The organism is Streptomyces sp. DF42 (assembly GCF_058267695.1).
Genome location: NZ_CM177859.1, coordinates 3,483,927 through 3,508,959 on the forward strand (window position 1 = coordinate 3,483,927; position 25,033 = coordinate 3,508,959).

The 25,033-nt window shown below is 71.6% G+C and carries 25 protein-coding genes and 1 tRNA gene; 17 read left to right on the top strand and 9 right to left on the bottom strand.

Translation table 11 applies throughout. From position 1 onward, the window contains the following. The first annotated feature begins 45 nt into the window (after positions 1-45). A complete protein-coding gene (locus ACYUED_RS15785) occupies positions 46-561 on the top strand; it encodes a hypothetical protein (RefSeq protein WP_491294273.1) in 516 nt (171 codons plus the stop codon). A 20-nt stretch (positions 562-581) separates the two neighbouring features. On the opposite strand, the gene ACYUED_RS15790 is transcribed toward ACYUED_RS15785, so the two are convergent. Continuing rightward, a complete protein-coding gene (locus ACYUED_RS15790; protein WP_491292924.1) occupies positions 582-1,451 on the bottom strand; it encodes a spermidine synthase in 870 nt (289 codons plus the stop codon). 60 nt (positions 1,452-1,511) lie between these two features. Further along, positions 1,512-1,949 (bottom strand): hypothetical protein, encoded by a 438-nt coding sequence (locus tag ACYUED_RS15795; protein ID WP_491292925.1) that lies wholly within the window; start codon positions 1,947-1,949, stop codon positions 1,512-1,514. A gap of 289 nt (positions 1,950-2,238) precedes the next feature. Here ACYUED_RS15795 and ACYUED_RS15800 point away from each other — a divergent pair, with 289 nt between their 5' ends. Beyond that, entirely contained in the window at positions 2,239-3,687 is a 1,449-nt protein-coding gene (locus tag ACYUED_RS15800) for an NsdA family TPR-like regulatory protein (RefSeq protein WP_491292926.1), read from the top strand. Between the two features lie 19 nt (positions 3,688-3,706). Here ACYUED_RS15800 and ACYUED_RS15805 read toward each other — a convergent pair whose 3' ends face one another. After that, complete coding sequence (locus ACYUED_RS15805; RefSeq protein ID WP_491292927.1) at positions 3,707-4,303, bottom strand: histidine phosphatase family protein; 597 nt, start codon at positions 4,301-4,303, stop codon at positions 3,707-3,709. A 193-nt stretch (positions 4,304-4,496) separates the two neighbouring features. On the opposite strand from ACYUED_RS15805, the gene ACYUED_RS15810 reads away from it, so the two are divergent. The 7 genes from ACYUED_RS15810 to ACYUED_RS15840 all read left to right on the top strand — a co-directional run bounded on the left by ACYUED_RS15810 (position 4,497) and on the right by ACYUED_RS15840 (position 10,695). Then, positions 4,497-5,444, top strand: coding sequence for a phosphatase PAP2 family protein (locus ACYUED_RS15810; RefSeq protein WP_491292928.1), 948 nt, complete (start codon positions 4,497-4,499; stop codon positions 5,442-5,444). Further along, on the top strand, positions 5,395-6,525 hold the full coding sequence (locus tag ACYUED_RS15815) for a hypothetical protein (protein WP_491292929.1): 1,131 nt from the start codon (positions 5,395-5,397) through the stop codon (positions 6,523-6,525). Before ACYUED_RS15810 ends, ACYUED_RS15815 begins: the two co-directional genes overlap by 50 nt. Next, complete coding sequence (locus tag ACYUED_RS15820) at positions 6,516-8,105, top strand: hypothetical protein (protein ID WP_491292930.1); 1,590 nt, start codon at positions 6,516-6,518, stop codon at positions 8,103-8,105. Before ACYUED_RS15815 ends, ACYUED_RS15820 begins: the two co-directional genes overlap by 10 nt. Next, complete coding sequence (locus tag ACYUED_RS15825; protein ID WP_491292931.1) at positions 8,102-9,439, top strand: AAA domain-containing protein; 1,338 nt, start codon at positions 8,102-8,104, stop codon at positions 9,437-9,439. The genes ACYUED_RS15820 and ACYUED_RS15825 overlap by 4 nt, the downstream gene beginning before the upstream one ends. Positions 9,440-9,551: 112 nt before the next feature. After that, complete coding sequence (locus ACYUED_RS15830) at positions 9,552-9,917, top strand: DUF8844 domain-containing protein (protein WP_491292932.1); 366 nt, start codon at positions 9,552-9,554, stop codon at positions 9,915-9,917. Between the two features lie 120 nt (positions 9,918-10,037). After that, positions 10,038-10,631 carry a bifunctional DNA primase/polymerase gene (locus tag ACYUED_RS15835; protein ID WP_491292933.1) on the top strand — a complete coding sequence of 198 codons (594 nt, stop codon included), beginning with the start codon at positions 10,038-10,040 and terminating at the stop codon, positions 10,629-10,631. Next, positions 10,622-10,695: transfer RNA gene (locus ACYUED_RS15840), tRNA-Lys, on the top strand. Before ACYUED_RS15835 ends, ACYUED_RS15840 begins: the two co-directional genes overlap by 10 nt. Positions 10,696-11,003: 308 nt before the next feature. Here ACYUED_RS15840 and ACYUED_RS15845 read toward each other — a convergent pair. Then, complete coding sequence (locus tag ACYUED_RS15845; protein ID WP_491292934.1) at positions 11,004-11,588, bottom strand: hypothetical protein; 585 nt, start codon at positions 11,586-11,588, stop codon at positions 11,004-11,006. 13 nt (positions 11,589-11,601) lie between these two features. Beyond that, the gene (locus ACYUED_RS15850; RefSeq protein ID WP_491292935.1) at positions 11,602-12,915 is read right to left on the bottom strand and encodes a M6 family metalloprotease domain-containing protein; all 1,314 of its coding nucleotides are present in this window, start codon (positions 12,913-12,915) and stop codon (positions 11,602-11,604) included. Between the two features lie 283 nt (positions 12,916-13,198). On the opposite strand from ACYUED_RS15850, the gene ACYUED_RS15855 reads away from it, so the two are divergent. Further along, entirely contained in the window at positions 13,199-15,082 is a 1,884-nt protein-coding gene (locus tag ACYUED_RS15855; RefSeq protein WP_491292936.1) for a putative bifunctional diguanylate cyclase/phosphodiesterase, read from the top strand. On the opposite strand, the gene ACYUED_RS15860 is transcribed toward ACYUED_RS15855, so the two are convergent. The 3 genes from ACYUED_RS15860 to ACYUED_RS15870 form a co-directional block, all read right to left on the bottom strand. Continuing rightward, positions 15,040-16,167: an LLM class flavin-dependent oxidoreductase gene (locus tag ACYUED_RS15860; RefSeq protein WP_491292937.1), complete on the bottom strand. Its 1,128-nt coding sequence runs from the start codon at positions 16,165-16,167 to the stop codon at positions 15,040-15,042. The two genes, ACYUED_RS15855 and ACYUED_RS15860, sit on opposite strands and share 43 nt — an antisense overlap. 96 nt (positions 16,168-16,263) lie before the next feature. After that, on the bottom strand, positions 16,264-16,995 hold the full coding sequence (locus ACYUED_RS15865) for a maleate cis-trans isomerase family protein (protein ID WP_491292938.1): 732 nt from the start codon (positions 16,993-16,995) through the stop codon (positions 16,264-16,266). Continuing rightward, positions 16,992-17,789, bottom strand: a complete 798-nt coding sequence (locus ACYUED_RS15870) for a maleate cis-trans isomerase family protein (RefSeq protein WP_491292939.1) — start codon at positions 17,787-17,789, stop codon at positions 16,992-16,994. Before ACYUED_RS15870 ends, ACYUED_RS15865 begins: the two co-directional genes overlap by 4 nt. A 213-nt stretch (positions 17,790-18,002) precedes the next feature. On the opposite strand from ACYUED_RS15870, the gene ACYUED_RS15875 reads away from it, so the two are divergent. Next, a complete protein-coding gene (locus ACYUED_RS15875) occupies positions 18,003-18,956 on the top strand; it encodes a D-2-hydroxyacid dehydrogenase (protein WP_491292940.1) in 954 nt (317 codons plus the stop codon). Positions 18,957-18,979: 23 nt separating this feature from the next. Further along, positions 18,980-20,389, top strand: coding sequence for an amidase (locus ACYUED_RS15880; RefSeq protein WP_491292941.1), 1,410 nt, complete (start codon positions 18,980-18,982; stop codon positions 20,387-20,389). Here ACYUED_RS15880 and ACYUED_RS15885 read toward each other — a convergent pair. Continuing rightward, complete coding sequence (locus ACYUED_RS15885) at positions 20,370-20,864, bottom strand: DUF3830 family protein (protein ID WP_266584298.1); 495 nt, start codon at positions 20,862-20,864, stop codon at positions 20,370-20,372. The two genes, ACYUED_RS15880 and ACYUED_RS15885, sit on opposite strands and share 20 nt — an antisense overlap. A gap of 47 nt (positions 20,865-20,911) precedes the next feature. Between ACYUED_RS15885 and ehuB the strand changes: the two genes are divergently transcribed. The 5 genes from ehuB to ACYUED_RS15910 all read left to right on the top strand — a co-directional run bounded on the left by ehuB (position 20,912) and on the right by ACYUED_RS15910 (position 24,970). Beyond that, the gene (ehuB, locus tag ACYUED_RS15890) at positions 20,912-21,826 is read left to right on the top strand and encodes an ectoine/hydroxyectoine ABC transporter substrate-binding protein EhuB (RefSeq protein WP_491292942.1); all 915 of its coding nucleotides are present in this window, start codon (positions 20,912-20,914) and stop codon (positions 21,824-21,826) included. Beyond that, positions 21,823-22,545, top strand: coding sequence for an ectoine/hydroxyectoine ABC transporter permease subunit EhuC (gene ehuC / locus ACYUED_RS15895; RefSeq protein WP_491292943.1), 723 nt, complete (start codon positions 21,823-21,825; stop codon positions 22,543-22,545). Before ehuB ends, ehuC begins: the two co-directional genes overlap by 4 nt. Then, a complete protein-coding gene (ehuD, locus tag ACYUED_RS15900; protein WP_491292944.1) occupies positions 22,542-23,192 on the top strand; it encodes an ectoine/hydroxyectoine ABC transporter permease subunit EhuD in 651 nt (216 codons plus the stop codon). The genes ehuC and ehuD overlap by 4 nt, the downstream gene beginning before the upstream one ends. 7 nt (positions 23,193-23,199) lie before the next feature. Beyond that, a complete protein-coding gene (ehuA, locus tag ACYUED_RS15905; protein ID WP_491294274.1) occupies positions 23,200-23,979 on the top strand; it encodes an ectoine/hydroxyectoine ABC transporter ATP-binding protein EhuA in 780 nt (259 codons plus the stop codon). 232 nt (positions 23,980-24,211) lie between these two features. Beyond that, complete coding sequence (locus ACYUED_RS15910; protein ID WP_491292945.1) at positions 24,212-24,970, top strand: IclR family transcriptional regulator; 759 nt, start codon at positions 24,212-24,214, stop codon at positions 24,968-24,970. Positions 24,971-25,033: the final 63 nt, after the last annotated feature.

A 25,033-nucleotide genomic window follows, 5' to 3' on the forward strand; every position in this document is an offset into this window, starting at 1 on the left:
GCCGGGCGGGACACCGGTGGGGCGCGTGAGGCAGTATGGCCCGCGATGCGCAGAGCCCTCGTACACGTACTGGCTTGGTCGCTCGCCACGGGCGCGGCGGTCACGCTGTCGTGGTGGGGCGTCCATACGGTCATGGCGGGCACGGCGTACGACCCGCCGCGCGCCCTGCCGATCACGGCGGCGGACGCGACCACGCAGGAGTCGAAGCCGCTGGCGTCGTCGACGAAGCGGCCCTCCCCGTCAGCGTCGAAGAGCGCGTCGCACAGGCCCTCCCCGGCCCCGACCGCCACGAGGTCGACGACACCGACGGCCGGCCCCACCCCGACCCCCACCTCGTCCGGCCGGGTCAAGGCCTACGACACCGACGGCGGCCGCGCGGTGTTCGACCTGGGCAGGACGGACGCGACGCTGGTGTCGGCGACGCCGGGGGCGGGCTGGTCGATGCAGGTCTGGAAGACGGAGACATGGATCCGGGTGGAGTTCAGCTCGGGTGCGGACCGGGTGTCGGTGTTCTGCACCTGGCACGACGGGCCGCCGCATGTGGAGATAGGGAACTACTGACGGCGCGGGTCCGACAGGGCCTAGCGGAACACCGAGGGCGGCGGCGCCGGGGAGGCGACCGCCGCCGCGTCCGTCACGGGCGCCGCCCCGCCGGTGAAGTCGACGAGCGCGCGCCCGTGTTCGACCCGGCCGGGGTGCGGGTCGGAGGCGGCGCTGCGGGTCAGTTCGGCGATCGGCAGCGGGGCGTCGGAGGCGACGAGGACCGCGTTGCCGAAGCGCTTGCCGCGCAGCACGGTCGGGTCGGCGAGCAGCGCGAGTTCGGAAAAGCGGGCGGCCGCCGTGGCGATCTGGCCGCGGAGATGGGCGAGCGGCGGCCCGTCGGCGATGTTGGCGGCGTACACGCCACCCGGTTTCAGGGCCCGGCGGACCTCGTCGAGGAACTCGGCCGAGGTGAGGTGCGCGGGGGTGCGGGCCCCGCTGAACACATCGGCGACGACGAGGTCGGCCCAACCGTCGAGCACCTTGGCGAGCCCTTCGCGGGCGTCCACGGAGCGCACCCGGATGCGGGCGTTCGGGTCCAACGGCAGCTCACGGCGGACCAGTTGGACGAGCGCCGCGTCCCGCTCGACGACCTGCTGGGTGGAGCGGGGGCGGGTGGCGGCGACGTAGCGGGCGAGGGTGAGGGCTCCCCCGCCGAGGTGCACGGCGTGCACGGGCTTCCCGGCCGGCGCGACGAGGTCGATGACGTGCCCGAGCCGGCGCTGGTACTCGAAGGAGAGGTGGGAGGGGTCGTCGAGGTCGACGTGCGACTGCGGTGCCCCGTCGATCAGCAGCGTCCAGGCCCGCGCCCGCTCCGGGTCGGGCACGAGCTCGGCGAGGCCGCCGTCCACGGCCTCGACGACCGCTTCGGCACCGCCACCACCGCGCCGGGACTTCCTGGTCTTTCCCACTGCGCCATTATCGGCGGCCCGTGACGGGCCCGCCCGCGCGGGGGTCGGCACGGCCTCGGGTCAGCGGCAGCTGTCCGCGGCCTTGATGATCCGTGCCGCCTCGCCGAGCGCGGCACGCAGGATCGCCGGATCGGTGGCGAGGTCGGCCTCGCCGGGCGGGAGCAGCCAGTCCGAGCCCTCCACGGGCGGCTCGGGATTCAGGCGCAGACCGCGGCCGTCGGTCTCGGTACAGGTGCTGCCCGGGACGTCCCAGGCGGCGGCCGTGCCGGGCGGGACCAGGAAGCCCAGGGTGGTGCAGCCGTCGTCGTGCAGGACGGGACCGACCGCGTCGCCCGTCCCGCGCCGCAGGATGTCGACCGCCTCAAGGCCCTGCCGCGTGGGCACGGTGACGAGATCGCACGCGCCGCCGGTGCGGGGCGGCTCGCTGCGCTCCGCGGTCGGGGCATGCGCCATCGTCGTCGACGGCGTACGAGGAACGACGCTCTGGCTGGTCTCCATCGCGGCCTCCACTACGGAACCCCTCCTTGAACGAAGCGGGTCGGGAGTTCGGGCGGCTCCCGGTCCGCCGGGTTCAACGCGTCGCCACGTCAACGGCTACGGCGGAAGTCAGCCGCAAAGGATGGCAGTTCATGGCAGATCCCGTATGAGATATCCGGTTTGTAGCCAAACCCTGCGTGGCGGGTCGTGCACAGCCGGTACGTTCTTGCTCCGCCGGAAGCGGGGCGCTATACGGACAACTCACCCCGAATCCGGCATGGTTCGACGGTTCGCACGAGAGGACCCGGCCATGACGTCGTCCAAGCCGACCTCGTCTCAGCCCACGCCCGCACGGCCATCGCGGCCGAACCTCGTCTTCCGGCGGTTGCGCGGACAGCGCTCGCCGGCCGAGTTCGCCGCGGCGGTCCGACGGGCCGCGCGCGAGATCGGGGAGCGGGTCAGCTGCGACGCGCGCTACGTCGGCCGGGTCGAGGCGGGCGAGATCCGCTGTCCCAACTACGCATACGAACGGGTGTTCCTGCATATGTTCCCCGGCCGCACGCTCACCGACCTGGGCTTCGCGTCCCGCGCGTCCGTACGCGGACGCCGGGCGCACGCCTCCGGTGAGACGCGCGGGGCGTACGAGCCGTATGAGACCCAGAACCGGCAGGAACCTCAGGACCCGTACGACCCGCATGAGCATCACGAGAGCCATGCGTTTCACGAGAACCACGAGGAGAGCGACGTGCTGCGTCGCGCATTCATGACCGGCGGGGGCGCCACGGTGGCCGCCGCCTCACTGGGCCCGATCGGGCTCGCCTTCGACGCCGCGGCAGCGGGGCGTCCCCTCCGCCGCCCCGGTACGAACGACGCGTACGCGCTCGAAGAGGCCGTCCGCAGAATCCGGCTGCTCGACGACCGGCACGGCGCGGACGGGCTCTACCGGCGCGCGTCGGCCCCGTTGCGCGCCGCGTACGCGCTGCTGGACGCGGGCGCGACCCGTCAGGCGACCGCCGAGCGTCTCCACTCCGGCGCCGGTGAACTCGCCATCTCCGTGGGCTGGCTGGCGCATGACTCGGGGCGCTTCGACGACGCGCGCTCGCACTACGCGGAAGCGCTCGCGACCGCCCGGATGACCGGGGACGACGCCCTGGAGGCGCATGCCTTCTGCAACACGGCGTTCCTCGCGCGCGACACCGGGCGACCGCGCGAGGCGGTCCGGGCCGCGCAGGCCGCGCAACGCGTCGCGCACCCCCTCGGCTCTCCCCGTCTGATGTCGCTGCTCGCGCTGCGTGAGGCGGGCGGCTGGGCGGGGCTCGCCGACCGCACCGGCTGCGAACAGGCCCTCGTCCGCGCCCAGACCCTCTATGAACGGGGCCCCACGGAGGCCGATCCCGAGTGGATGAGCTTCTACGGAGAGGCCGAACTGGAGGGTCTTGAGGCGCAGTGCTGGTCGACGCTGGGCGACTGGCCGCGCGCCGCCCGCCACGCCCGCCGTGCGGCGCAGCTCCAGAACCCGCACTTCACCCGCAACATCGCCCTGTACACGGCCGAACTGGCCGACGACCTGGCGAGAGGCGGCCGCCCCGACGAGGCGGCGGCGGCCGGCATGCGCGTGCTGGATCTGCTGGACCAGGTCCAGTCGTCACGGATCCAGACCATGCTGGCGGGGACGGCACGCGTACTGCTGCCGCACCGGCGCGCGTCCGGGGTGTCGGGGTTCCTGGAGCGGCACGCCTCCGTGCCGCGTACTGCGTGAGCGGTCCGCGGCGGCGGGGTCAGCCCGCGAGGTGCCCCAGGTCGTTCCAGCTCTCGACGGCCGGCTCACCGTAGGCCCATCCCAGCACCGACAGGGACGTCGGGTTGAGCCGGATCCGGGCCGCGAAGTCCAGCGGCAGACCCAGCCACCGCGCCCCGATGGACCGCAGGATGTGCCCGTGCGCGAACACGAGCACGTCGCGCTCCGCCTCGCGCGCCCACGCCACCACCTCGTCGGCCCGGGCGCTCACGTCGGCGAGGGACTCGCCCTGAGGGACACCGTCCCGCCAGATCAGCCAGCCGGGCCTGACGGCCTGGATGTCCTCGGGCGTCATGCCCTCGTACGCCCCGTAGTCCCACTCCATCAGCGTGTCCCAGGCGGCCGCCCGCTCCCCGAACCCGGCCAGTTCGCACGTCTCACGCGCGCGTGCCAGCGGGCTGGTGCGCACCTCGACGTCCGGGAGCCCCTCGAAGGGCGCCCGGTGCAGCCGCTCGCCGAGCAGCTTGGCGCCACGCCGGCCCTCCTCCAGCAACGGCACGTCGGTCCTGCCGGTGTGCTTGCCGGACAGCGACCACTCGGTCTGTCCGTGCCGGGCCAGCAGGATGCGCGGTGCCATGGGAGAGAGAACCCTTCCGGGAGAGATCGCAGGCGGAACCCTTCCATCATCGCGCACCCCGCGCGGGGGCAACCCGGGGGGCGATCTCAGCGTCTTTGAGAGCCGGGGCGCCCGGAACGGGCGCGCATGTACGCCGTAAAGTGGCACGCCCGGGCCCGCGGGCACCGCGCGAGAATGAAGGGGGAGCGATCGGATGCCGAAGACCGAGGCGACACCGGGCATCGAGGCAGCAACCCCGCGGACGCGCCTGCGCTGGTGGACCGAGTTGCCACTGATACTCCTGGTGTACGCCTGCTACTCGGCCGGCCGGCTCCTCGTCCGCGGCGACACCGACGGCGCCGTCGACCACGGCCTGTCGATCCTGCGGATCGAGAAGGTCCTGCACATCAACGCCGAGCACCCGCTCAACCGGCTCTTCACGCACGAGGCGTGGCTCGGCGTCCCGGCCGACTTCTGGTACGCGTCACTGCACTACCTGGTCACGCCCGCCATCCTCATCTGGATGTTCCGCTCCCGCGCCGTGCACTACCGCGCCGCCCGCACCTGGCTGATGACGTCCACCTTCATGGGCCTGATCGGCTTCACCCTGCTGCCGACCTGCCCACCGCGCCTGCTGTCGGCGGGCCACGGGTTCGTCGACACGATGGCCCAGTACAGCTCGTACGGCTGGTGGGGCGGCGACGCCAGCGCCCCGCGCGGCCTCGGGGGCATGACGAACCAGTACGCGGCCATGCCGAGCCTGCATGTGGGCTGGGCGCTGTGGTGCGGGGTCATGCTGTGGCGGTACGGCAGGACGCCCGCGATGAAGGTCGCCGCCGTCGCCTACCCGCTGCTGACCACGATCGTGGTCATGGGCACCGCGAACCACTACTTCCTCGACGCGGTCGCGGGTGCGGCCGTGATGGGGGTCGGGCTGGTCCTGACGCCGTACGTGATACGCGGCGCGGACCGGGTCCGGGCGCGGATCTCGTTCGCCTCAGGGCGCTCCCAGGTCGCAGGTTCCTCAATTGTCAGTGCCGGATGCCAGACTTCCGCGGGTGAGCGAATTCCACGGCAGCGCGAGTCCCGGACCGGATCCGGAGCCGAACCGGGTGCCTCTCCCACGGACGCGGGGGAAGGCGCTCCGGCAGCGGCTCGCTGAGCTGCGCGGTCCCGACGTACCGGCCAAGGCGCTGGACGCGCGCGCCCTCGCGGCGCTCGCCGCCAACCCGGGTTGCCAGAGGCGCGCGATCCTGGACGGCGCCGGGGTGAACAAGGCCACGCTGGCGAGCGCGTTGGGCTCCCCGTCGGCCTTCGGGCAGTCGCAGTTCGCGTTCACACGGGGCAACGCCTTCGAGGCGAAGGTCAAGGGGGACGGCGGCGCGGAGCTGCTCAGGCTGGTGCACGAGAAGCTGGACCGGCGCGCCGAGCCGCCCGCCGAGGCGCGGGTGCCCGACCTCTTGGCCACCGGCCCCGAGGGCCGCGCGGCGCGTACGGCACTGGCGCTGCGCGAGGCCACCGCGGCCCCCGGCACCTGGACCCTGCTCGACCATCCGATGCTCGCGCTCGACGTCGCGGGCTCCCCCGCGTTCCTGGAGCCGGACGCCGTGGTCGTGCACCCCGACGGCAGCTGGACGGTCGTCGAGATCAAGTCCTTCCCGATGCTGGACGGTGCCGCGGACCCGGCGAAGGTGGGCGCGGCCGCACGTCAGGCGGCGGTGTACGTGCTGGCCCTGGAGGAGGTCGCCGCCCGACTCGACCCGGCCCCCCGGGTGCGGCACCGGATCCTGCTCGTCTGCCCCAAGGACTTCTCCAACCTGCCCACCGCCTCGGCCGTCGACGTGCGCAAGCAGCGCGCGGTCACCGGCCGCCAGCTGGCCCGCCTCACCCGCATCGAGGACATCGCCGACGCGCTCCCCGAGGGCACCTGTTTCTCTCCGGAGCTGCCCGCCGCCGAGCTGACGTCCGCCGTGGAGTCGGTCCCGGCGACGTACGCGCCCGAGTGCCTGTCCGCCTGCGAGCTGGCCTTCCACTGCCGTGACCGCTCCCGCGCGGCCGGCGCGGTGACCACGCTGGGCCGCTCGGTCCGCGCCGAACTCGGCAGCCTGTCGACGGTCGAGGACGTCCTCGCCGCGGCCCGCGGCGAGAGCGGTGACCCCGAGGACCCCGCGGTGGCGGCGCTGCGCAGAGCGGCGCGACTCCGTGCGCAGGCCCTCGGCCAGGAGGTCACCCCATGTCGCTGATCTCCACCCTCGGCCGGCTGGAGGCGGTGCGCACCGGGCACGCCCAGCCCGCCGCCACCGTCCGGCACCGGCATCTGTCCGAGCGGCCCCTGGTCTTCGTGCCGCTCACCACCGCGGGCGAGGCCGGTGCCCCGCTCGGCGCGCTGGTGGGCACCGACCGGGACACCCCGCGTCTGCTGGCCGTGTCCCAGCCGCGCGACCGCGACCTCAGGTTCGCTTTCCTGGCGGAGCTGGCCGACATCGTCCTGCCGTATCTCGACGCGTACACGGGCGCCGTGGAGGCCGCCGAGCGGAGCGAGACCGACCCGGAGACCGGCAAGCGCGTCAAGGTCGAGGTCGAACTGTGCGCGGACGCCCCGCAGTTGATCGTCCCGAGTCGCGCGGGCGTCGACTTCGTACGACTCCTCGGCCGCTCCATGCGCTTCAGGCGTACGGCGGAACAGGACCCGGAGACCCCGTATCCCGCGCCCCCGCGCGTGCCCCTGCTGGGCCGCTGGCTGACGCACTTCGGGGAGCGCGCCCGCGTCCCCGGCTCCTCCCTCCTGCTGGCGATGACGGACGTCCTGGCCCGGCACTGGGCGACCGGCCAGTCCACTCTGGAGGACCAGCACCTGGGCGCGCTGCTCGCCTGGATCGCCCCGCCGGAGGGGTCGACGGGCGCCGATGCGGCGCTCGCGGCCGAACTAGCCCGCGACGCCCGGGGCCAGCTGCTCTGCCCGCCCGCCGGACCGGCCACCGACCCGGCGTTCGACAACAAGCTGCTCGCCCCCGCCATCGAGCGCCACGACCGCGCGCGTACCGCCCTGGCCGCCGCCGAGGACGGGCTGGAGGCGGACGACCGGCTCGGTGAACTCACCACCGCCGAGCGGGACATCCGCGCCCTGGTGCTCAGCCGCACCCTGCCGACCTGGGAGAGGGTCTGGCAGGGCCTCGACCTGCTGCGTGCGCTGCCCGACGGGGCGCACGTCAAGGAGCGGTGGACGCGCGACCGCTGGTCCTTCACCGGCCAGCGCGACCGGATCGTCGCGGGCGAGCCCCCGCAGCCGCGCCGCGACGACGCGGTCACCGCGGCGGGCAAGCTGGCCGCACGCGAGCGCGAGCAGGCGCGGCTGGAGGCCCAGGAGGCCCTCGACGACCCGCTGGTGATGGCGGGGCGGCGGCTGTCCGGGGAGGCGTTCACCGGGGAGGTGACGGACGTCGTGATGGCGTACAGCGAGGGCAAGCGGCCCAGCCCACGCCCGCTGGTCACCGTACGGACCGAGGACCTTCCGCACCTGGGCGAGCGGGCCAGGGTGTACCGCTCGCTGGGCGGCAAGCCGCAGTCTGCGGAGTTCGTCGGGCGGGAGGGGGACGATCTGCTCGTCCTGCGCATCGTCGACAAGATGGGCCGCGGCAAGGTGCCCGAGTCCGGCTCGGTGCCCGAGAAGGGCGACCTGCTCTGCTTCACGACCTTCGAGCACGAGCAGCGCGGCGGGCCGAAACTGCCCGACCCGGAGGAGACACCGTGGACCCACGGCGGGCCGCCGGGCGAAGCCGTTCACGAGACCGCCGATCCCCCGACCGCCGAGGACGTCCTGTGACCGCCGCCTTCGATCCCGGTGCCCTGGCCGGCGAGGCCACCGGCGCCATCCTGCGCGACACCCTGCACGGCACCCATCGCGGCGTGGTCGTGGACTCGCCGCCCGGCGCCGGCAAGTCCACGCTCGTCGTCCGCGCGGCCCTGGAACTGGCCGACGCGGGCCGCCCGTTGATGATCGTGGCCCAGACGAACGCACAGGTCGACGACCTCGTACTGAGGCTCGCGGAGAAGAGCCCGCAGCTCCCCGTGGGCCGCCTGCACAGCAGCGAGGCCGACCCGTACGACAAGGCGCTCGACGACCTGCCCAACGTACGCAAGTCGGCGAAGGCCGGAGAGCTGAGCGGCCTCTCGGTCGTCGTCTCCACGTCCGCGAAGTGGGCGCATGTGAAGGTCGACGAGCCGTGGCGGCACGCGATCGTCGACGAGGCGTACCAGATGCGCTCGGACTCGCTGCTCGCCGTGGCGGGGCTGTTCGAGCGGGCGCTGTTCGTGGGTGACCCGGGCCAGCTGGATCCGTTCGCGATCGTGGGCAGCGAGCAGTGGGCGGGCCTGTCGTACGACCCCTCCGCCTCCGCCGTGACCACTCTTCTGGCCCACAACCCCGAGCTGCCGCAACACCGCCTCCCGGTGTCCTGGCGCCTCCCGGCCTCCGCCGCGCCCCTGGTCTCGGACGCCTTCTACCCGTACACCCCCTTCCGCAGCGGCACGGACCACGGCGACCGCCGCCTCTCCTTCGCCGTTCCGTCCGACGGCTCCGGTCCCGACCGGGTGATCGACGAGGCCGCGGAGTCCGGCTGGGGCTTGCTGGAGCTGCCCGCACGCACAACCCCCCGGACGGATCCGGAGGCGGTGCGGGCGGTGGCCGTGGTCGTACGGCGGCTGCTGGACCGGGGCGGCGCGGCGACGTCGGAGCGCGCACCCGAGGAGCCCCTGCCGCTCACCCCCGACCGGATCGCCGTCGGCACGGCCCACCGCGACCAGGCGGCGGCCGTCCGCGCGGCACTGGCGGAACTGGGCGTCACGGACGTCACCGTCGACACCGCGAACCGCCTCCAGGGCCGCGAGTACGACGTGACGGTCGTCCTCCACCCCCTCTCCGGCCGCCCCGACGCCACCGCCTTCCACCTGGAGACGGGCCGCCTCTGCGTCCTCGCCTCCCGGCACCGGCACGCATGCATCGTGGTCTGCCGGGCGGGCGTGAGCGAGCTGCTGGACGACTACCCGTCGACGGAGCCGGTCCAGCTGGGAACGCTCGTGAAGTTCCCTGACGGATGGGAGGCGAACCACGCGGTGCTGGCACGGCTCGGGGAACATCGCGTGGTGTGGACGCCTTGAGCATGCGGAGGCCGAGGCCTTCATGCTCCGCGGCCCACTTGCGCGGGCGCGGGACAATGGACGGTGGTCCGCTCTTGGACGGGCCGGACGCGACGTACGAGGAGGAGAAGACATGGCGGAGCCCACGCCGCGTCGGAACGAACCGCGGCTACGCCCCGCGCCCCTGCTGTTCGAGCCCGCGGAGGCGGCCTCCGACCCGGAGCACTTCTTCGACCTGGAGTCGATCGACGATCCACGGGCGCTGCTGGCCCGTGCGACGGAGCTGGCGCACGCGTTCCGCGCGGCGGCCGACCGTGCGGTGGAGTTCCAGGCGATGGCGGCCGCCCAGCTGGCGGATCCCAGGCGCTTCGACCGGCTGACGCCGGCGGACATCGCAGAACGGGCCGAGTGGACCGAGGACTATGCCAAGAAGATGGTGGAGTTCGGACGCGACCTGATGAGCGGGGCCGAAGGCCGGGGCTCCGCGGACCCGGTCTGAAACGGGCCACTTCGCTTTGGCATATGCCAGTCGGGCAAGATACTCCCTCCCCCTCCTGCCTGTCCCGATTTCCGGCAACCCTCGGGAGCGGTGCGTTCACAGCCGGTAGATATAGATGCCATGAGCAGCGAACGCATCGATCCGTTCTCCGACCGCTTCGACGTCTCGGGAGTCACCGCGGACGGAGCCGCCTGGCTCGCCTCGGCAGGAACGTATCCGCGAAGCACGCTGACCCTCTGGAAGGAGCGCCCGGACGCACCCGTCGTGCTCCCCTGCGGCACCGCCTTCGACGTCGTCAGCACACCTGCGGTCTTCGGCCGCCGGATAGTGGACCGGCTGTGGGACGAGGGGCCCGGTTCGGGCCCGGTGGCGACCTTCCGGGGGCGCATGCTGCTGTTCGCCGCGCCCGGCACGGCCCAGCGGCTGCCCTCCCTGCTGCGCTGGGAGGAAGTCGGCCGTACGGCGGCGGTCCCACCCCTGCTGTGCCACGGCAACGGCGACGCGGTGACCGTCCCGGCCCTCCTCTCCGCCGACCGGCCGACCTCATGCGACTCCCGCTGGCTCGTCGCCCCCGACACCCGTCACCCCTGGCTGCCGGGCGCCGAAATCCTCCTCTGGGCAGCCGTCCGGGCGGCCCGCGCCGCCGTGCGGATATCGATTTTTCCCCCGGCCGATCAGGATGCTAAGGTCTACGACGTCAGCAGGCGCCGCTAGCTCAGTTGGTTAGAGCAGCTGACTCTTAATCAGCGGGTCCGGGGTTCGAGTCCCTGGCGGCGCACGTTGGCGATGGCGAGGCATGTTCGCGGAAAGCGCGAACCGGCCTCGCCATCGTTGTTTTTGCGCGGCTTCGCCGCGCGTTGCGGGGGCTTTGCCACCCACACCCCCAACCCCGTCGGTCGACGTGGGCGTCGGCGCGGGGGCTCTGGGGCGGGGCCCCTTGGTGGGTGGGCCGAGGATCACTGGGGCGCGGGGCCAGGCCAGTCATGGCCGGGGGCTCGTGCTCACTGTGGAGGAGGCCCGCCCATCATGCTGCCGCAGGCCGACGCTCGCCCCAGATGCGGACCTATCGTGGCCTCCGGCCCACGCTCACCGTGGACGCGGATCCATCGTGGCCGCCGGCCCACGCACACCATCGACGCGGACCCATCCCGGCCACCAACCCACGCACACCGTCGACGCGGACCCATCCCGGCCACCAACCCACGCACACCATCGACGCGGACCCATCGTGACCCGCCCGCGCTCACCGTGGACGCGGGCTCCCGCCTGCCGTGGATGTCGACCCGTCTTGGCCACCTTGGCCGCCCTGACCACCTTGGCCGCCCTGACCGCCCTGACCACCTTGGCCACCTTGGCCGCCGTGACCGCCCTGACCACCTTGGCCGCCTTGGCCGCCGTGACCGCCCTGACCACCTTGGCCGCCCTGACCACCTTGACCGCCCTGACCACCTTGGCCACCTTGGCCGCCGTGACCGCCCTGACCGCCTTGGCCACCTTGGCCGCCGTGACCGCCCTGACCGCCTTGGCCACCTTGGCCGCCGTGACCGCCCTGACCGCCTTGGCCACCTTGGCCACCTTGGCCACCTTGGCCACCTTGGCCACCTTGGCCACCTTGGCCACCTTGGCCGCCTTGGCCGCCTTGGCCGCCTTGGCCGCCGGCCGAAGAGTCACGTCTCGCGGTGGGCTACTGGCTGTCTGCGGTGATCTTGACTCTCCAGGCGCCCGTGCTCGTTCGGGCCTCCGCCTGCACCCGGAGGTTCTCGCCCGGGACCGTGAAGGTCTCACCCAGACCGATCGGGGCGTCGGCCAGGGGCGGGTAGACGGAGTTCTCCCAGCAGGCCTCGGTGTGCGGGTGGGCGTCCAGCACCTCGATCGGGCCGTCGCCCGACTGTGCGCCGCCGTTCACCCGGTAGACGAGAATCCCGGCCCGGCAGGACCCCGTGTCGTTGCCGACCGGTCCGCGCGCCTCGAAGGCGATCACGCTGTCCCTGCCGGTGCGCACCACGCCGAGCTTCACGCCCTGCCCGATCCCGAGGGCCGGCGGCCCCGCCACGCCCGTCTCCGAAACCCCCGGCCCGGCACCCAGCGGCTCCAGCGTCAACCGCGTGACGCCCGACTCGCGCACGCACACCACCTGCCGCGGCGCCAGCCACCCCAGCTTCCACTTGTGCCAGCCGAACAGATCGGGGGCCAGCCCGAACTGGCTGCCCATCAGGTCCCAGTCCCCGACGTACGTGTCCCAGTCGCCCTTGCCGTCGTCGGGCCGGTGGTACAGATCCGGCAGGTCGAAGACGTGCCCGGTCTCGTGGGCCAGCACGAGCCGGTCCGGCGGGTGCTTCTCGAACACGGTGACGACCCGACGGAGGTCCGTACCGTCGGCGCGCAACGGAGTGTCCAGGTTGACGACCTTCGTCGCGTCCGAGTCCACGCCGGGCGCGTCCGGGTCGGCGACGAAGTACACGACGTCGTAGCGGGAGAAGTCGACCTGGGGGTCGGCGACGGCCAGCGCGTCGTGCAGGTACGTGGCACGGTGGTCGGCGCTCCAGTCCCGCTGTATGGCGTACGCCGTCGACGCCTTCGGCATCCGGATCCAGTGCCGCAGCGGATGCGCGTCGAGGGTGAACTTGCCGTAGGAGGCCTGTTCGAAGAAGCGGCTGGTGGCCGGGAAGTGGTCGGCGGCCAGCTGGGCGGGCGTGGTCCGCGGGACCGCGTCCGGGAAGGACAGAAAGACCATCACCGCGTTCAGCGAGCGGGTCGGCCGCGGGTAGGCGGCGTTCCAGGTGTCGAGGCCTTCCGAGTGATGGACTCCCGTGCGCTGCAGCGCGCACGGCACCGCCGAGAACGGTTCGGCCACCGAGGGCCCGGTCACCAGCGAGGTCGCGGCGACGGCCGACAAAGTGGTGAACACGGCGGCGGTACTGCGCAGTCGGGGACCCCTGAATCCCTTGAGGGGAGACGGTTGCAGCACAGGGACCTCCGGGAGCGGTACACGGGACACCGCACCCAGCCTGTGTGCATTTGTAGTACTACGTCCTGTTTGCCTGCCCCAGACGAGTGAGGCAGGCGAAGGACCGCCAGAGCCGACACCCCCGAAACGCTCACGGAACGTCACAAGTGATCGGCAGCCCCAAGAACCCGTCCAGCTGCGGGCAGAAACGATCTGTCGGAAGTGCCGCTCGATCCGGGACACTGGACAGTGGCTGGAAGGCCCTTGGGTCTGCCTCTATGATCGGCACACTTTCCTGCACGGACAGAGATCGAGTGCACTGCGGGAGCGAGCGGTGAGCGGAACGTCCGAAGGGCCGGCGCCCACGGCAGACCTCGACCGGGGCGCCGTAACAGAGAGTGACGCCTGCGCGTCTCCTCGTACCGAGCCGTCGGCGACTCGTACAGAGCCGCCGGTGTACCACTCGGTCTTCACAGCTGCCCCCCTGGCCATGGCGGTCGTCGACCGCGAGGGCCTGGTGGTCAGCGCCAACGACGGGTTCGGGGCCCTGCTCGGCAGCCCCCCGGACACCCTGGTCGGCCGGATCGCCGCCGACCTGATGGACCTGGCGTCCGACGCCCGCACCTGGCACGCGTACCGCGAGATGCTGCGCGGCCGCGAGGCCAGACTGCGGTGCACACGCCGTCTGAAGCACCCCGACGGCCAGTCGGCCTGGGTCCAGGTCACCGTCTCGCCCCTGACGACCCACGACGAGGGGCTCCTGATGTCCGTCACGGACATCAGCGCCCATCGCGAACTCCAGGGCCGGCTGCGGCACTTGCAGATGCACGACCCGGTGACCCGGCTACCCAACCGCACCCTCTTCTTCGAGCGCCTGACGGCCGCGCTGGAGGCGGAGTCGTACGAGGAGAACGGCACCGGCCGGATCGGCCTGTGCTACCTCGACCTGGACGGCTTCAAGGCCGTCAACGACACCCTCGGCCACCGGGTCGGCGACCGGCTGCTGGCCGCCGTGGCCGAACGTCTCACGCGCTGCGCCGACGAGGCGGGTTACGCCAGAGCCAGCGCCCCGCTGGTGGCGAGGCTGGGTGGCGACGAGTTCGCCCTGCTGGTGGAGGACTCCACGGGCACGGACCAACTGGCCGATCTGGCCGAGTCGGTGCTGGAGGCGGTTCAGGCACCCTTCGACCTGGCCGGACAGCGGGTGTCGGTGTCGGCCTCCATCGGCGTCGTGGAGCGGCAGGCGGCCGGCACCTCCCCCACCGCCCTGATGCAGGCGGCCGACACCACCCTCTACTGGGCGAAGGCCGACGGAAAGGCCCGCTGGACGCTGTTCGATCCGGAGCGCAACGCCCACCGCATGACCCGTCAGGCCCTCGCGTCCACCCTCCGCCCGGCCATCGAACGCGGCGAATTCGTCCTCGAGTACCAGCCGTTGGTGGGCATGGACAACGGCCGGCTGCGGGGTGTCGAGGCGCTGGTGCGCTGGAACCACCCGCAGTTCGGTGTCCTGACGCCGAATCGGTTCATCGGATTGGCGGAGGAGGACGGTTCGATCGTCCCGCTGGGCCGCTGGGTCCTCATCACGGCCTGCCGTCAGGCGCGCCGCTGGCAGTTGGAGCACCCGGACGAGCCGCCGCTGTTCGTGAGCGTCAACGTGGCGGTGCGTCAGGTCTGGGACTCGGATCTCGTCGCGGACGTGGCCGAGGCCCTCGCCGAGACGGGTCTCGCCCCCCATCTGCTGCAGCTGGAGCTCACGGAGTCGGCGGTGATGGGGTCGTCGGGCCGCCCGCTCCAGGTTTTGCAGGCCCTCAGCGAGATGGGTGTCGGCATCGCGATCGACGACTTCGGCACGGGCTACTCGAACCTGGCGTATCTCAGCCGGCTTCCGGTGTCGGTGCTGAAGCTGGACGGCTCCTTCGTGCGCGGCTTCCAGTACGAGAGCGACAAGGAAGGGGCCGTTGCGCCGAACCCGGCCGACGAGGTGGTGGTCGAGGCGATGATCCAGCTCGCCCACCGGCTCGGCCTGACCGTCACCGCGGAGTGCGTGGAGACCTCCGCTCAGGCCTCCCGGCTGCGGCGGATCGGCTGCGACACCGGCCAGGGCTGGCTGTACTCACGGCCGGTGTCGCCGGATCGTATCTCCGAGCTGCTCAGCCCAGGGACCGATGGGGCTCAGAGCCCGCGCGCCGGGGATCGGGTGGTCGGCAACCCGTAGGCGTCCGCGACGAGTTCGTACGAGCGCAGTCGCACCTCCGCGCTGTGGGCGTTGGCGGTGATCATCAACTCGTCGGCGCCGGTGCGCTTTTGCAGGTCGTCCAGGCCCGCGCGGACCTCGTCGGCGGTGCCGTGGATGACGTTGGAGTTCCAGGAGGCGATGAACTCCCGCTCCATCGGGCTGAATTCGTATGCTTCGGCCTCCTCGGGGGTGGGGACGAGACCGGGCCGTCCGGTGCGCAGCCGGACCATGTTGAGCGCGGCGGCCAGGACCTGGCGGCGGGCCTCCTGCTCTTCGTCGGCGGCGAGCGCGGAGACGCCGATGAGGGCGTAGGGGGCGTCCAGGACGGCGGAGGGCTGGAAGGACTCCCGGTAGAGGTCAAGGGCCGGAACCGTGTTCTGCGCCGAGAAGTGGTGCGCGAAGGCGAAGGGCAGGCCGAGGACGCCTGCCAGGCGTGCGCTGAAGCCGGAGGAGCCGAGCAGCCAGACCGGCGGGCGGTGCGGGGACTGGACGCCGCCGGGGGAGGTCGCCTGGATCGGGCCGGGTACCGCGTGGATGCGGCGGTAGGGGTGCCCGTCGGGGAAGTCGTCGTCCAGGAAGCGAGTGAGCTCGGCGAGCTGCTCGGGGAAGTCGTCGGCGCCCTCGTTCAGCCGGTCGGTGCGGCGCAGGGCCGCCGCGGTGGCGCCGTCCGTGCCGGGGGCGCGGCCGAGGCCGAGGTCGATGCGGCCGGGCGCCATGGCCTCCAGCGTGCCGAACTGCTCGGCGATGACGAGGGGCGCGTGGTTGGGGAGCATGACGCCGCCGGAGCCGAGCCGGATGCGGTCGGTGTGGGCGGCGAGGTGGGCGAGGATCACGGCGGGGGACGAGGAGGCGACCCCCGGCATGGAGTGGTGCTCGGCGACCCAGTACCGGTGGAAGCCACGGCTCTCCGCGAGGCGGGACAGGGTGACGCTGGTGCGGAGGGCATCGGTGGCCGTGCGGCCCGCGCCGACGGTCACCAGGTCCAGTACGGACAGGGGTACGGGCGCGGTGCCCTGTGCGGTCGCCCGGATCCCGTCCGCCGCCGCGTTCTCGTCTGCCGTCACCGTCGGTGCCTCCTGTTTTCGGCCGTGCGCTGTCCGTCACCGACTAACAGGAGGCACTCTCCGCTTTATTCCCCCCGGGCGGAGACGGGACCGGCCTCAGACCTGCACGAGGGGTTCCCGTGTGAACAACGAGCCCAGCACCGGCGCGTTCACCCTCCGGTCCACGAGCCGCAGCGCCTCCCACACCGTGACCTGGTTGGCCGTGAGGACCGGCTTGCCCAGTTCCTTCTCCAGGGCCGGGATGTGCGCCGCCGTGTGCAGGGCCGTGTCCGGCAGGAGGAGGGCGTCCGCGTCGGGGCGGTCGGCGTCCCGCGCCAGCAGGAACACCTCCGCCTCGCCCCAGGTGCCGACCTCCGCCGCCGTGATGATCCCGGCACCCCGGACGGAGGTCACCTCCGCGCCGCCCGCCCGCAGGAACTCCGCGAACAGCCCGGCCACGTCGTCTGGGTAGGTCGCTCCGACCGCCACCCGCCGCACGCCCAGCTCCTGCAGCGCGTGAGCGAAGGCGAAGGACGTCGAGGACGCCGGCAGCCCCGCCGTACGGGCGAGGGAGCGCACCTGCTCGTGGGCGCCGTCCCAGCCGTAGACGAAGCTTCCGCTGGTGCAGGCCCACACCACCGACTCGGCGCCCGCCATGCGCAGTTCCGCGACTCCCGCCGCGAGCCGCTCGGCCGAGCCCATCTGCAGCAGGGCGTCCACCCGGTGCGCGTCCTCGCCGATGTCGGTGTGCACGACGTCCAGCCGGATGTCGCTGCCCAGCAACTGCTCGATGCGCGGGTAGTCGTCCTCCGCGGAGTGGCCCGGGTAGAGGAATCCGAGTGCGGTCATGGCCTGCCTTCCTGCTGCTGTTCACCGTCCGGGAGTTCCGGCAGTACGGGGCCGGAGCGCGCCGCCGGATCGATCAGCGCCTGATACGGCCCCACGGCCCGGGTACCCAGCCGGGACAGCGCGGCCCACATCGTCACCTGGTTGGCCGAGATCACCGGGATGCGCAGTTCGGCCTCCAGCTGGGGGATGACGTCGTACGTCGGAAGGTTGGTGCAGCTGATGAACAGCACGTCGGCGTCACCCCGTACCGCCTGGTGGGCCATGTCGACCACATCGCGGTACGGCACCTTCCAGATGTGCCTGGTCAGGCCCATGTACGCGCATCCGGTGACCGTGACGCCCGCCTCGGCGACGTACTCCTCCAGTGCGCGTGTCACCGAGACGGTGTACGGGGTCACCAGCGCCACGCGCCGCGCGTCGAGCGCCGCCAGCGCCTCAAGGAGTGCGCCCGAGGTGGTGACCGACGGGACCTCGCCGGCGCGTGTCATCGCCGCGCACATCGCCCGCTCACCGACGATTCCGCCGACGAAGCTGCCGGACGTGCAGGCGTACGCGACGACTTCCGGGGTGATCGCGGTCAGGGTGCGGACCGCGTTGTCGAGCGTCTCGTGCTCGCTCACCAGACGGGCGAGGTCGAGACTCACCTCGACCGGCACGAACGGCGTGCGCGTCAGATGCAGTGAGACCTCGTCCGGGACCCAGCGCCACAGCTCGCGGTCCAGGGCGAAATCAAAAGGGGCGACGACACCGACACCGCGTTGCGGGCGGGGTCCACCCAGAAACGACACCTCCATACAGGCACCGTCCTCACAGCGAGAAAGGGTTGGGCAACGGACTGTCAGCACGCCCGTGTTGACGAAGGTAGGTTCTGGTGCGAGCGTGGTCAATCCGTGCATGTCGACGCATGTGTCACATCCGTGTTCCGCCCGCATCAACGCCCGCGTCCGCCCACGTCACGGACGGTGCGGCGCCCTCGTAGGACAGCCGGCCCCGGAGAAAAAATCCGTATGAGCGACCCCGCCCCCACCCTTCTCGTCCTGGATGCCGACCCCCCGCCCCGTCTCGGCCGGCTCACCGGCCGCGCCCTGATCGAGCACACCGACGAGGCGAGCCTCGCCGAGCGTCTGCCGCACGCGGACGTGCTCCTGGTCTGGGACTTCGCCTCCCGGGCCGTGCGTTCCGCCTGGCCTGGCGAGGGTCCGCGGCCGCGCTGGGTGCATACGGCGAGCGCGGGCGTGGACCATCTGATGTGCCCCGAACTCGCCGCGTCCGACACGGTCGTGACCAACGCGCGCGGTGTCTTCGATCAGCCCATCGCCGAGTACGTCGCCGCCCTCGTCCTCACCATGGCCAAGGACCTGCCCGGAACCTGGGAGCTGCAGCGCGAGCGGACGTGGCGGCACCGCGAGACACAGCGGGTCGCGGGCACACGCGCGTGTGTCGTCGGATCCGGACCCATCGGCCGGACGATCGCCCGCACGCTCAAGGCGCTCGACGTGACGACGGCACTCGTCGGACGCGCTCCGCACACCGGCATCCACGGCCCCGACGACCTCGACCGTCTGATCGCCCGCGCCGACTGGGTGATCGCCGCGGCCCCGCTGACCGAGCAGACGTACGGCATGTTCGACGAGCGCCGCTTCGGCGTGATGCAGCCGTCGGCCCGCTTCATCAACATCGGGCGCGGTGGGCTGGTCGTCGAGGACGCGCTCGCCCAGGCGCTGGCCAAGCGGTGGATCGCGGGTGCCGCCCTGGACGTCTTCGAGCACGAACCCCTCGCCCAGGACAGCCCGTTGTGGGAGGTGCCGGGCCTGATCGTGTCCCCGCACATGAGCGGGGACACGATCGGCTGGCGCGATCAACTCGGTACCCAGTTCGTGGAGTTGTACGAGCGCTGGGCAGCGGGCAGACCGCTTCTGAACGTGGTCGACAAGAAGCGTGGGTACGTACCAGGACGCTGAACCGCTCAAGCGATGGAGGGCAGATGACGGACCCCGGCCTGACCGAGCTGACCGCCGCACGACTCGTCGAGGGCTACCGCAAGGGCGAGTTCAGTCCGGAGGAGGTCACGCGGGCCGCGCTGGAGAGGGCCGAGCGGATCCAGCCGGAGGTGAACGCGTTCGTGCGCCTGCCGGCCGACGAGGCCCTCGCGCAGGCCCGTGAGTCGACGGAGCGCTGGCGGCGCGGCGAGCCGAAGGGGCTCGTGGACGGGGTCCCGACGACGGTCAAGGACATCCTGCTGCTGCGCGGCGCGCCCACGCTCAAGGGCTCCAGGACGATCCCGGAGAGCGGCCGCTGGGACGAGGACGCCCCCTCGGTCGCCCGGCTGCGTGAGCACGGCGCCGTGTTCCTCGGCAAGACCACGACGCCGGAGTTCGGCTGGAAGGGCGTGACGGACTCGCCGCGCTCCGGTGTGACCCGCAACCCGCACGACCTCAGCCGCACCGCGGGCGGCTCCAGCGGCGGCGCGGCGGCGGCCGTGGCGCTCGGCGCGGGCCCGCTCGCCCTGGGCACGGACGGCGGCGGCAGCGTCCGCATCCCGGCGGCCTTCTGCGGGATCTTCGCGCTGAAGCCGACGTACGGGCGCGTGCCGCTCTATCCGGCGAGCGCCTTCGGCACGCTGGCGCATGTGGGCCCGATGACCCGGGACGCGGCGGACGCGGCGCTGCTCCTCGATGTGATCGGGGCGCCGGACGACCGCGACTGGTCGGCGCTGCCGGCCGCGCCCGGTTCCTTCGTCGCCGGGCTGTCGGGCGGGGTGCGGGGCCTGCGGGTCGCCTATTCGCCCTCCCTCGGCGGACAGGTGGCGGTGCAGCCCGCGGTCGCCGCCGCGGTGCGCCAGGCGGTGGAGCGGCTTGCCGAACTCGGCGCGTACGTCACCGAGACCGACCCGGACCTCACCGACCCGGTGGACGCCTTCCACGCCCTGTGGTTCTCCGGGGCGGCCCGGGTGACCCAGCAACTCGGGCCGGAACAGCGGAAGTTGCTCGACCCCGGACTGCGGGAGATCTGCGCGGCCGGCGCGCGCCTGGGCGCGCTGGACTATCTCGCCGCGGTCGACGTCCGCATGGAACTCGGCCGCCGCATGGGCCACTTCCACGAGTCCTACGACCTCCTCGTCACGCCGACGCTGCCGATCACGGCGTTCGAGGCGGGCGCGGAGGTGCCGAAGGGCTCCGGGCACCGGCGCTGGACGGGGTGGACCCCGTTCACGTACCCGTTCAACATGACCCAGCAGCCGGCGGGGACCGTCCCGGTCGGACGCGACGGGGACGGTCTGCCGATCGGTCTGCAGCTCGTGGCCGCCCGGCACCGGGACGGCCTGGTGCTTCGGGCGGCGCACGCGCTCTACGAGGCGGGGATCGCCTCCCCTGTCACTTCCGGCGGAAGCTGAGCGTCTCCCCTGCCGCCCCCGACCGCCACAGGTCGTTGCATCCCTCGGCCATCTCCTCCAGTCCTTCGACGATCTGGCCCCAGACGATGCCGGGCACCCAGCCCACGTCGGCGTTCAGGAGGAGGTTGTTGCGCTCGTAGAAGAGGGCGAGGTCGACGAGCGTCGTGCCGGCGCGGACCTCGCGGTCGTAGCCGTATGCCTTGGTGCCGAGTTCCGATCCCGCGAAGGAGAAATAGCAGAGATCTCCGGGAATAGGGGTGACTGTCGGATTTTCCAGGGGTGGCTCTGATGTCGCGAAAGGAGAGAAAAGGGCATAGATCTCGTTTCGGGCGTATTTCGCGTGATAGACGTCGCTGCCCAGCGGAAGAGCGTCCCACACGGCCGCGCAGGTGAGCGGGGCGCGGTCGTCCAGCAGTTTTGCCGTGCAGGTGATTCCACGCTTGACCAGCGAGACTTCGATGTAGCGGTCAGCCATGCATCCCATGGTGCATACATCGCATGCTCTCGGGTAGCCGCGCCGCCATGGCTCCACCTTTTGGGAACGACAGACACACACCCGGGTCACCCGGGCCCAGCCGCCGATCGCTGCTCGCGGGGGTGGCGGCGCTCGGTGCGCTGGGCACCGCGGGATGCAGTCGGGTGGCCACCGCGTCGACGACGAAAGGCGGTGATCTCCTCGACCGGCTCAGGGCGTCAGGCGTCGTACGGCTGGGCATCGCGGGTGAGATCCCGTTCGGCTACATCGACAAGAACGGCGATCTGACCGGCGAGGCACCGGAGTTGGCCAAGGTCGTCTTCAAACGGCTCGGCGTGGACCGGGTGCAGCCCGTGCCCACGGAGTTCGGCTCGCTGATACCGGGCCTGAACTCGCAGCAGTTCGACGTCGTGGCAGCCGGGATGTACGTCAATCCCGAGCGTTGCGCGCAGGTCATCTTCGCCGACCCGGACTACCAGATGCTCGATTCCTTCATCGTGCGCAAGGGCAATCCGAAGGGCCTGCACGACTACAAGGACATCGTCGCGAAGAAGGCCAAGTTCGCCACGGGGACCGGCTACGCGGAGCTCCAGTACGCCGTCGAGGCGGGGTACAAGGAGAGCGACATCCTGGTCGTGCCGGACCAGGTCGCCGGACTGAACGCCGTCGAGGCCGGACGCGTCGACGTCTTCGCCGGTACGGCGCTCACCACCCGGGAAGTCGTCAAGAAGTCCTCCAAGGCCGAGGCCACCAGGGCCTTCGCGCCGCTCGTCAAGGGCAAGCCCCATGTCGACGGGGGCGCCTTCGCCTTCCGGCCGACCGAGACGAAGCTGCGCGACGCCTTCAACGTCGAGCTGCACAAGCTCAAGAAGAGCGGCGAACTGTTCCGCGTTCTGCGGCCGTTCGGCTTCACCAAGGCCGAGATGACCGATCTGACCGCGAAGGAGCTCTGCGGCGGATGACCTCAGGACTCTGGGAACTCGTACTCAAAGGGATCTGGACCACCGTCCAACTCCTCGTCCTCAGCGGACTGGTGGCCGCGGCGGTCGGCTTCGGAGTCGGTATGGCCCGCACCCACCGGTTGTGGATCGTCCGCTTCCTCGCGGGCTTCTACACCGAGGTCTTCCGCGGGACCTCCGCCCTGATCATGATCTTCTGGGTGTTCTTCGTGCTGCCGATCGCGTTCGGCTGGCAGCTGGTGCCCCTGTGGGCGGGCACGCTCGCGCTCGGGCTGACCTACGGTGCGTACGGCGCCGAGATCGTGCGGGGCGCGCTGAACTCGGTCGACCCGGCGCAGCGCGAGGGCGGCGTCGCCCTCAGCTTCACACCCTGGCAGCGGATGCGGCTGATCCTGCTGCCGCAGGCGGTGCCGGAGATGATCCCGCCGTTCTCCAACCTGCTGATCGAGCTGCTCAAGGGCACCGCGCTGGTGTCCGTCATGGGCATGGGCGACCTGGCCTTCAGCGCCAACCTGGTGCGCCTCGCACTGCAGCAGAGCGCGGAGATCTACACGTATGTCCTGCTGATCTACTTCGTCATCGCCTTCCTGCTCACGCGGGGAATGCGCGGACTGGAGCGCAAGCTCAAGGCGGGCCTGGGCAAGTCGGTCGGGCGCACGCCCGAGCAGGAGCTGCGTCGTCCTGAGACGACCGGCGTGGGCGCGGGAGGTGCTCTCGGATGAAATGGGACTGGAGCGCTGTCGCCGACTTCATGCCGAAGTTCTGGGAAGGCCTGCTGGTCACCCTGCAGATCCTTGCCATCGGCTCGCTGATCTCGTTCGTGCTCGGGCTGGTGTGGGCGCTGCTGATGCGCACGCCGTCGCGCTGGGTGCGCTGGCCGGTCGGTGTGGTCACGGAGTTCATCCGCGACACCCCGCTGCTGGTGCAGCTTTTCTTCTTCTTCTACGTGCTGCCCGAGTGGGGCCTGACCTGGTCGGCGCTGACCACGGGCATCTGTGCGATCGGACTGCACTACTCGACGTACACGATGCAGGTCTACCGCGCCGGCATCGAGGCGGTCCCCGCCGGCCAGTGGGAGGCGGCGACCGCGCTGAATCTGCCGGTGCGGCACACCTGGACCGCGGTGATCCTGCCGCAGGCGATCCGCCGGGTCGTCCCGGCCCTCGGCAACTACGTCATCGCGATGCTCAAGGACACCCCGATCCTGATGACGATCACCGTCATGGAGATGCTCGGCGAGGCGCGGCTGTTCTCCCAGGAGCACTTCCAGTTCACCGAGCCCCTGACGGTGATCGGTGTGGCCTTCATCGTCATCGCCTATCCGGCCTCCCTTCTCGTACGAGCCCTGGAGCGACGCCTTGTCCGCTGACACCCCTTTGACGAAAGAGCCCGACGCGAGCGTGAACCGGCCGGTGGACGGCAGCGAGCTGATCCGGTTCGACCAGGTCACCAAGCGATTCGGGTCGAACACGGTCCTCGACCACCTCGACTTCTCCGTGAACTCCGGCAAGCACGTCACCCTGATCGGCCCGTCCGGCTCCGGCAAGACGACGATCCTGCGGCTGCTGATGACGCTGACCAAGCCCGAGGAGGGCACGATCACCGTCGACGGGCAGCAGCTCTTCCCGGCCCCCGAGAAGCAGATCCGCGAGGTCCGCAAGAACATCGGGATGGTGTTCCAGCAGTTCAACCTGTTCCCGAACATGACCGTCCTGCGGAACATCACCGAGGCCCCGGTGACCGTGCTCGGCCTGTCCAGGGACGAGGCGGAGGAACGGGCGCGCGGGCTGCTGGACCTGGTGGGCCTCGCCGACAAGTGCGATGCCCGCCCGACCCAGCTCTCCGGCGGCCAGCAGCAGCGGGTGGCGATCGCCCGGGCGCTGGCGATGCGGCCGCAGGTGCTGCTCCTGGACGAGGTGACCTCCGCGCTCGACCCGGAGCTGGTCGCCGGCGTCCTCGACGTGCTGCGCGACATCGCCCGCACCACCGACATCACGATGCTCTGCGTGACCCACGAGATGAACTTCGCCCGGGACATCTCGGACCAGGTCCTGATGTTCGACTCCGGCCGGGTCATCGAGTCGGGGCCGCCGGAGAAGATCTTCAGCGAGCCGGAGAACGACCGGACGCGAGAATTTCTCAGCGCGGTGCTCTGACCTCAGGAGTTGAACGCGGTTCAACCTTCGAGGTCCGGGCGCCGGGTCAGGACTCTGGCATATGCCAGAGTGCCTGCCCCCCTGTTGAGAGCGGTGGGCGGGGGTCGGAATCTCGTCAACAGCCGCTCACAACAAGCCTCTTGACCGTTATCGTGGAAGGGATTCGCTGTCCGGATTACGGCCCAGTAGTAGTGCCAGCAGCAGTGCGACCGAGCGAGCGCAGGGGGACACCGTGGCGCTGAAGCACGAGCCGACCGCGCCGTACCACTCGGCCCAGGACGCCCTGCGCGTCCTGGAGACCGTGGCACGGCACACGACCGGAGTCACCGACACCGAGCTCGCCCGGCTCACCGGCCTCACCCCGGAGCGGCTGACCACCCTCCTGAGGATGCTGCGCCGCGAGGGCTACGTCGAGCAGATCACCGACGGGGCGTACATCACAGGCGACGCCCTCACCCGACTCGGCTCCGCGCAGGGCCGCGAGCAGGCCCTGCGCGAGAAGCTCCAACGCACCCTGGACCGGCTGCGCGACTCGGTGGGCGCCGCCGTGTACCTCAGCCGGTACGTCGACGGCGAGGTCAGGATCTCCCAGTACGCCGACGGGCCCACCACCCCGGTGGTCAACGAGTGGGTCGACTTCCGCTTCTCGGCGCACGCGACCGCGATCGGCAAGAGCCTGCTGGGCCAGCTCGACCACAACAGCAGGCGCGACCACCTCTCCCGCCACAAGTTGGCCCGCCTCACCTCGCGCACCATCACCAGCGACAAGCTTCTGCTGTCCCGCCTGGAGACCCAGCCGCCCACCGTGCCCCATCTCGACCTCCAGGAGTACGCGGTCGGCACGGTCTGTGCGGCCGTCCCGATCAGCGCCGGCTCCGCGGTCGGCTGCCTCGCACTGTCCCTCCCGGTCGAGCACGCCCACCGTCTCCGCCAGGCCGCGGACACACTGAACCGGAGCGCGGCGCCGGTGCTGCTGTCCCTGGCCATCTAGTCGATCCAGGCGATCCAGGGGTGCTCCGAACGGCACCGGCCGTTGGTCCGGAGCACTCCTGGA

Bases quoted from the DNA above. Each gene is read 5' to 3' on its own strand.
- ACYUED_RS15785 (WP_491294273.1), top strand. From the start codon at position 46: ATGCGCAGAGCCCTCGTACACGTACTGGCTTGGTCGCTCGCCACGGGC.
- ACYUED_RS15795 (WP_491292925.1), bottom strand. From the start codon at position 1,949: ATGGAGACCAGCCAGAGCGTCGTTCCTCGTACGCCGTCGACGACGATG.
- ACYUED_RS15800 (WP_491292926.1), top strand. From the start codon at position 2,239: ATGACGTCGTCCAAGCCGACCTCGTCTCAGCCCACGCCCGCACGGCCA.
- ACYUED_RS15805 (WP_491292927.1), bottom strand. From the start codon at position 4,303: ATGGCACCGCGCATCCTGCTGGCCCGGCACGGACAGACCGAGTGGTCG.
- ACYUED_RS15810 (WP_491292928.1), top strand. From the start codon at position 4,497: ATGCCGAAGACCGAGGCGACACCGGGCATCGAGGCAGCAACCCCGCGG.
- ACYUED_RS15820 (WP_491292930.1), top strand. From the start codon at position 6,516: ATGTCGCTGATCTCCACCCTCGGCCGGCTGGAGGCGGTGCGCACCGGG.
- ACYUED_RS15830 (WP_491292932.1), top strand. From the start codon at position 9,552: ATGGCGGAGCCCACGCCGCGTCGGAACGAACCGCGGCTACGCCCCGCG.
- ACYUED_RS15835 (WP_491292933.1), top strand. From the start codon at position 10,038: ATGAGCAGCGAACGCATCGATCCGTTCTCCGACCGCTTCGACGTCTCG.
- ACYUED_RS15865 (WP_491292938.1), bottom strand. From the start codon at position 16,995: ATGACCGCACTCGGATTCCTCTACCCGGGCCACTCCGCGGAGGACGAC.
- ACYUED_RS15870 (WP_491292939.1), bottom strand. From the start codon at position 17,789: ATGGAGGTGTCGTTTCTGGGTGGACCCCGCCCGCAACGCGGTGTCGGT.
- ACYUED_RS15875 (WP_491292940.1), top strand. From the start codon at position 18,003: ATGAGCGACCCCGCCCCCACCCTTCTCGTCCTGGATGCCGACCCCCCG.
- ACYUED_RS15880 (WP_491292941.1), top strand. From the start codon at position 18,980: ATGACGGACCCCGGCCTGACCGAGCTGACCGCCGCACGACTCGTCGAG.
- ACYUED_RS15885 (WP_266584298.1), bottom strand. From the start codon at position 20,864: ATGGCTGACCGCTACATCGAAGTCTCGCTGGTCAAGCGTGGAATCACC.
- ehuB (WP_491292942.1), top strand. From the start codon at position 20,912: ATGGCTCCACCTTTTGGGAACGACAGACACACACCCGGGTCACCCGGG.
- ehuC (WP_491292943.1), top strand. From the start codon at position 21,823: ATGACCTCAGGACTCTGGGAACTCGTACTCAAAGGGATCTGGACCACC.
- ehuD (WP_491292944.1), top strand. From the start codon at position 22,542: ATGAAATGGGACTGGAGCGCTGTCGCCGACTTCATGCCGAAGTTCTGG.